Origin of the sequence: Methylobacterium sp. GC_Met_2, from assembly GCF_026540795.1 — a bacterium.
Classification (GTDB): Bacteria; Pseudomonadota; Alphaproteobacteria; order Rhizobiales; family Beijerinckiaceae; genus Methylobacterium.
This window is the reverse complement of record NZ_JALNUM010000085.1, coordinates 22,244-28,528: the sequence shown is the minus strand read 5'-3', so window position 1 is coordinate 28,528 and position 6,285 is coordinate 22,244. Positions and strand designations below refer to the sequence as shown.

Annotated in this window: 6 protein-coding genes; 3 read left to right on the top strand and 3 right to left on the bottom strand. The window is 66.4% G+C overall.

The features are described 5' to 3' along the window. The 3 genes from cheB to OXS49_RS23665 form a co-directional block, all read right to left on the bottom strand. Positions 1-926: chemotaxis-specific protein-glutamate methyltransferase CheB (gene cheB / locus OXS49_RS23675; RefSeq protein ID WP_267427101.1), on the bottom strand; the 926-nt coding region annotated here is incomplete at its 3' end. Positions 927-1,011: 85 nt separating this feature from the next. Beyond that, positions 1,012-2,565: a chemotaxis protein CheW gene (locus tag OXS49_RS23670; RefSeq protein WP_244006842.1), complete on the bottom strand. Its 1,554-nt coding sequence runs from the start codon at positions 2,563-2,565 to the stop codon at positions 1,012-1,014. Between the two features lie 162 nt (positions 2,566-2,727). Then, positions 2,728-3,804: a methyl-accepting chemotaxis protein gene (locus tag OXS49_RS23665; RefSeq protein WP_267427098.1), complete on the bottom strand. Its 1,077-nt coding sequence runs from the start codon at positions 3,802-3,804 to the stop codon at positions 2,728-2,730. 96 nt (positions 3,805-3,900) lie between these two features. On the opposite strand from OXS49_RS23665, the gene OXS49_RS23660 reads away from it, so the two are divergent. The 3 genes from OXS49_RS23660 to OXS49_RS23650 all read left to right on the top strand — a co-directional run bounded on the left by OXS49_RS23660 (position 3,901) and on the right by OXS49_RS23650 (position 6,047). After that, a complete protein-coding gene (locus OXS49_RS23660) occupies positions 3,901-5,085 on the top strand; it encodes a site-specific integrase (protein ID WP_267427097.1) in 1,185 nt (394 codons plus the stop codon). Then, complete coding sequence (locus OXS49_RS23655; protein ID WP_267427096.1) at positions 5,082-5,759, top strand: hypothetical protein; 678 nt, start codon at positions 5,082-5,084, stop codon at positions 5,757-5,759. The genes OXS49_RS23660 and OXS49_RS23655 overlap by 4 nt, the downstream gene beginning before the upstream one ends. A gap of 63 nt (positions 5,760-5,822) precedes the next feature. Beyond that, positions 5,823-6,047 carry a DNA-binding protein gene (locus OXS49_RS23650; RefSeq protein ID WP_267427095.1) on the top strand — a complete coding sequence of 75 codons (225 nt, stop codon included), beginning with the start codon at positions 5,823-5,825 and terminating at the stop codon, positions 6,045-6,047. Positions 6,048-6,285 lie beyond the last annotated feature (238 nt).

Here is a 6,285-nt window from a genome sequence, read left to right as displayed (position 1 = left end):
CCGAAGACGACGGCGCTGGATTCGGCCTCCGCGATGGTGCGCCCGCCGTCGGCCTTGAGCGCCGCCATGGCGGCAACGCCGTCATCGCCCATGCCGGTGAGTTCGACGCCGATCAGGGCCTCGGCGGGCATGTGGCTCCGGGCGCTGCGCACGAGGCGATCGACGCTCGGATGCCAGCGCAGGGACAGGTCGCTCCGCACCGAATTGACCGTGAGCCGGCCGAGCTTGCGCTCGATCACCACGTCGGCGTCGCCCCGGCCGATATAGACGTGGCCGGTCGCCAGCGGCATCGGGCCGACGACCTCGACGACCTTCAGCGCGCAGAGCTGGTCGAGGCGCTGGGCGAAGGGGCCCGTGAAGGGGGCGGGCATGTGCTGGGCGACCACCACCGGCCAGGGCAGATTGGCGGGCAGCTCCGGCAGGATTTCCTCCAGGGTGCGCGGCCCCCCGGTCGAGACGCCGATCAGGATGCAGCCATCGACCCGGGTCGCCGGCTGTGGGACCTTCCGGCTCACGATCTCGGTGTGTCCGCGCCGGACCCGGTCGACCAGGCCACGGGCGCGCCGCGGCTTGGCCCCGACCGCGGCGCGGACCTTCGCGATCATCTCGTCACGGGCATCGGCGATGTTAAGCGACACCGTGCCACCGGGCTTCTCCACGTAGTCCACGGCCCCGAGCTGCATCGCTTCGAGGGTCACGGCCGCGCTCTCGCTGGTGAGCGAGGAGATCATCACCACCGGGCGCGGGTTCGTAGTCATGATCTCGCCGAGGCAGGTGAGCCCGTCCATCTCCGGCATGTTGATGTCGAGGGTGATCACGTCGGGCGCGAAGCGGCCGATCTGTTCGAGGGCGTCGCGCCCGTTGCGGGCGGTCTGAACCTCGAACTGGCCGGTCTCCTCGAAGATCGCGCGCAGGTGTTTGCGCATGAGGGCTGAGTCATCGACGATCAGGAGCTTGGGCATTGGAATGCGAAAGTCTGGTCAGCGGTCAGGGTGAAAGCTGAAAGCGGCTTCACGCCGCCTTCAGGTCGGCGACCTCGTGCCGGCTCAGCAGCCGGTCGACGTTCACCATCAGAATGATGCGCTTGGCATCCGCCAGGTTGGCGATCCGCTCGACGGCGTTGTCGTCGTCCTGCGCGAGATCCGGCGCCGGCACGATGGCCGAGCGGGGGATCTTCAGGACCTCCGAGACCGAATCGACGATGAAGCCGGTCCGCACCCCGGCGATCGCGAACACCATGATCCGCTGGCGGTCGTTGCGCTCGGCATCGGGGAGCTGGAAGCGGCGGCGCTGATCCACCACCGGCAGCACGGCCCCGCGCAGGTTGACCACGCCTTCGATGAAGGCGGGGGTGCGCGGCACGTGGGTCAGCTGCTCGGGCACGCGGACGATCTCGTGCACCGCCTCGATCGGCACGCCGTACTCCTCGTCGGCAAGGCGGAACACGACGAACTGCTCCTCCTCGTCGGCCCGCGCCCCTTCGGTCCCGCCGCGCGTCTCCTGCATGGTTCCCTCCTCGACGGCCCGGTCGCCGGACAATTGGGTGGTGTCGAACAGCCGGCCGGCCGACAGGATCGAGACCAGCCGCTTGCCGCCGTTGAGCCGGCAGATCGACTCGACCTCACGCAGCGACCCGCCATTCGCGAGCAGCTCGGGCAGCGGATCCACCACGGCGCGGGCGACCCGCAGCACCTCCTTCACGGTGTCGGTGACGATGCCCACGGATGCGGCGCCCAGGGATACGACGACGATGCGGTTCTGTTCGCCCAGCGGCGCTGCCGGCAGGCCGAACAGGGTGCGCAGGCTCACGAGGGGCAGCAGCCGGTCGCGCAGATTGATCACGCCGATCAGATGACGCTCGGCGTTCGGCAATTCGCTGACCACCTCCGGCACCTGGACGATCTCCTGCACGTGCTCGATCGGCAGGGCGTATTCCTGGCCGGCGAGTTCGAAGGAGACCAGCTGGATCTCGTCGGAGGCGTCGCCCTCGGCCCGCGCCGCGGCCACGGCACCGAACTCGGCTGGCCCCTCGGCGTGGCGGCTGCTACCGCCGCCGCCGCGTCCCGAGCCGCTGCGTTGGAGCAGGCGGCCGAGATCGATGATCATGACCATCCCCGCCGACCGCTTGATCACCCCCGACAGCAGGTCGGCCTCGGCGCTGGCTGTGAGACCATCGGCGCCCTCGATCTCCCCGGCTTCGGCCGTGATCACGCTCGCCATCCGGTCGACCACGAAGCCGGAGGTGATCTCCTGGCCGCTCCCGTGACCGCCGGCGCGGTTGATGACCACCACCCGGGTCGCGTCGTCGTGGCCCCGGTCGGGCAGGGCGAACAGCCGGCGCAGGCTGGCGACGGGCAGGACCGAGCCGCGCAGGTTGGCGAGACCCGCCAGCGCCGGGGGTGCCAGGGGCACCTCGACCATCTCAGGCAGGCGGATGATCTCCTGCACCTCGGCGAGCGGCACCGCGTAGGTTTCGCGCTCGACGTGGAAGGTCACGAACTGCCGCACAGACGCGGCTGCCGACGGATCGTCCGGTGCGGCGGAGGCGGTGACATCGTTGGACATGTCGGATTCCGGACAGGGCAGGGTAGGGGCGGGACCGACCCGGCGGGACGGCCTTTGCGCGGGCGGCCTTTGGCAAGGGCGACCTTTGTCAAGGGCGACCTGCGCGCGGCCGCCCCCTGACGGTCGGCCGACGCCGCAACGGCGGCCGGGCGGCGGTGCCTCTTACTCCTGGTTCTGGAGCTCGTCGGCGAGCGAGGCGACCTCCTCGATCGCGGCGGCGAGTTCCTCCGCCCCCTTCGCCTGTTCGCGGGCGGCCTGCTGCGATTCGACCACCGACTGGCTGCCCTGCTGGGCCGCCGTGGCGATCTGATCGATGCCGCGCTTGGCCTCCTCGATGTTGCGCAGGATGATTTCGGAGCCCTGGAGGATCTTCCGGTTGCCGTCGAGCACGCCCGTCATGTCGTCGGCGGTCGTCTGCAGGTCGCGGGTGATCGCCTTGTTCTTCTCGACCTCGCTCGCGGCTGCCGCCGAGATCGCCTCCAGGTCGCGGCTCACCACCACGATCTGATCCTGGATCGACTTGACCAGATCCTTGATCCGCTCGGCGTTCTCGGAGGAATCCCGGGCGAGGTTCCGGATGTCGGTGGACACCACCATGAAGCCCTTGCCGAACTCGCCGGCCCGGGCCGCCTCGATCGAGCCGTTCACCGCCAGCATGTTGGTCTGGATCGCCACCGTGGTGATCGCGTCGACGATCTTGTCGATCTTCCGGCTCACCTGCTCCAGGCCGGTGATCTGCTCGCGGCTCCTGTCGGTCTCCTCGAGCGACCGCGTGACGCCGTCGACGAGCCCGTCCACCGCCGCACGGTTCTCCCGGAGCTGGCCGGTGATCAGGTTGACCTTGTCCAGGGCTTCCTGCGCCTGAGCCTGCGTGACGCCCGCGCCCCGCTCGATCTGCGCGACGGCAGCCGCCGATTGCTGCGCGGCCGAACTCTGCTGCTGGGCGCCCCGGTCGATCTGGCCGAGGGCCGTGGTGATCTGTGCGGCGGCCCGGTTGATCTCCTCCACCGCCGAGGACAGCTCCTCGGCCGCGGAGGCCACCTCCTCGGCGCTCTTGCCGACATCGGTGGCGTTCTTCAGCTCGTCGGAGAGCGCCGAGAGTTCGTTCGCGGCCTGCTCGCTCTCGCCGAGCGCGTTCGTCTGCTGCTCGATGGTCTTGAGCGATTCCTGGCAGGCGGAGGATTGCTCCCTCGCGGTGAAGTTCCCGGGGATCCAAAGGGACCTCGTAAGGTATTGCATAGGCGCAATAATTCGAGACGTGTTGTCCCCGGCCATCCCCTGGCGTTCCCTCAAATTCGCGATTACCATGTGGGTAGATCCGCGGGTGATGACCCCATGCAAGGTAAGCTAACAGCCCTCGGCGTGGCCCGATTGAAGAAGCCCGGAATGTACGGCGACGGGCTCGGACTCTGGCTTCAGGTGACCGGGAAGGGCGCGAAAAGCTGGATCTTCCGGTTCACCCTGCGTGGGCGGTCCCGGGAGATGGGCCTCGGGTCAGCCCACACATTTACCCTCGCGGAAGCTCGCGACCGCGCCCGTGAATGCCGCAAACTGACAGCCGATGGGATCGACCCGATCCAGGTGCGCCGTTCCAAGCGTCAGGAGGCTGCGCTGGAGGCCGCGAAGGCTGTGACCTTCAGGCAATGCGCCGAGCAGTACATCGCTGCCCACAAGGCTGGTTGGCGAAGTTCGGTGCACGCCGCGCAGTGGCCATCCTCCTTGGCAAACCACGTCCACCCCGTGATCGGCGATCTGCCGGTGCAGGCGATCGATACCGACCTGATCATGAAGGTGCTGGAGCCAATCTGGACGAAGCGGCCTGAGACGGCGACCAGGGTGCGGGGACGGATCGAACTCGTGCTGGATTGGGCCGCAACGCGGGGATACCGGGGTAAAGAGAACCCGGCACGCTGGAAGGGCCACCTCGCCAACCTGCTGCCGAAGCGGAGTAAGGTTCAGAAGGTCGCGCACCACCCCGCCCTGCCGTTCAAGCAGGTGCCAGCCCTACTGATCGCCCTGACGGAGCAGGAGGCCGTTGCGGCGCGGGCGCTCGAATTCACCATCCTGACGGCAGCGCGCTCGGGTGAGGTGATGGGTGCTCGGTGGTCCGAGATTGACCTCGAAGCTGGGATCTGGACCGTGCCGGCCGGGCGGATGAAGGCTGGCGTTGAACACCGGGTGCCGCTGACGGCGCCAGCCATCGCCGTGCTGAGGGCGGTACAGGGGCTAGATCGGGCACTCGTCTTTCCGAGCGTCCGCCGCGGTCGGTCCATCAGCGACAAGTCCCTGCGCACGGCCCTGGACACGGCGGGCGGCGCCAGCGTGACCGTTCACGGGTTCAGATCGTCGTTCAGAGACTGGGCCGGCGAATGCACGGCGTTCCCTCGGGATCTAGCTGAGATGGCGTTGGCGCACTCGGTGGGCGACGCGACCGAGCGGGCCTACCGGCGATCCGACCTATTCGAGAAGCGGCGCGCGCTGATGGATGCTTGGGCCGCATACACAGGGAGCGATGCATGAGCACAAACCTCCCGGACTATGAGCAGCGTCGCACGCTAATAGCAAAAGCGTTTTGCAACACCTTGAAGCTCGACGACTCTCCCGAAACCCAACTGCGCGTCTCTCTGGCAGCTGAGGCGCTCTCTCGGATGGTTGATCCGAAACTGACCTATCCTAACGCCTTCAAAGATCTGGGGGGCACGAAAGTCAAGAAAGAGTTGCAGCGCTTTGCTACACAGGTTCGCGCACTAAGATCAACTCTGCACTCGTTCCACCGAGCGACCATCGTCAGGCTTGCCGACACTCATATTATGCGGAGCGACCTCGAAGAAGTGCTGTACAATATAGAGGGCGCCTTTGGTCCGCTTGAAGATATCGCGGAGCGAATGGGAGCGATTGAGACCTCGGACATTGCAGCGCCGACGAGAGGGAAGAGCACGCGTAGAGCTAGAGCCATATCGTCGCAAGTGGCACTACAGTATAAGATAGTCCTCGGCAAAGATCCTTCTATTACAACGAACCCAACTGATAATTCGAAGTCTGGAAAGTTTATCGATCTGCTGTCTGCCGTTTTCAAGATATTGTTTGTAGAAGGCAGCGCAATTCAGCGAGCCGAAGAAACAGCAGAGCGCCTGAAAGCATGGCGGGACCGGCAAGCGGCAAAATCACCAAATCCCCCCTTTGAAGGGGCTTAGCAGACAGTCCTAGTATTCCAGCGTTCCCAGTCATTCCCGGGAACCGATCTAAGGAACGCAGCCATGAACGCAGTTGTTCAGGGCGCCGCAGGAGACCTGCGCGCGTCAACGGGGAAGCTTTTGCATCGTCGCCTCGACGCTCAGCACACCCTCAGCGTCAGCAACACCACGTTCCATCGGCTGGTGGAGCAGGGAAAGCTGAAGATCGTTCACATCGGGCGGGCAAGCTACGTCACCGACGAGAGCCTCCGCAGCTTCCTCAACTCTCTTGAGCAGGAGGCCGCGTAGCACGATGGCCCAGAAACAAGTTGAGGGACGGAGCGCCGGCCAGCGCTCACGTCCCTCGGATATGGTCTCTCGCCAGAGTGACCTGTCCGATATAGCACCCCACCGGCACCCCGCCAACGCCCTGACCGCGATTATGGACCCTCAAGGGTTCGTCATCACTGTAGTCGCCGGCCGCGTCGCGGCTCGCAGCTTCCTGAGGGAGGCAACGCGATGATCGGACGGCCTGACCTCACCCCTA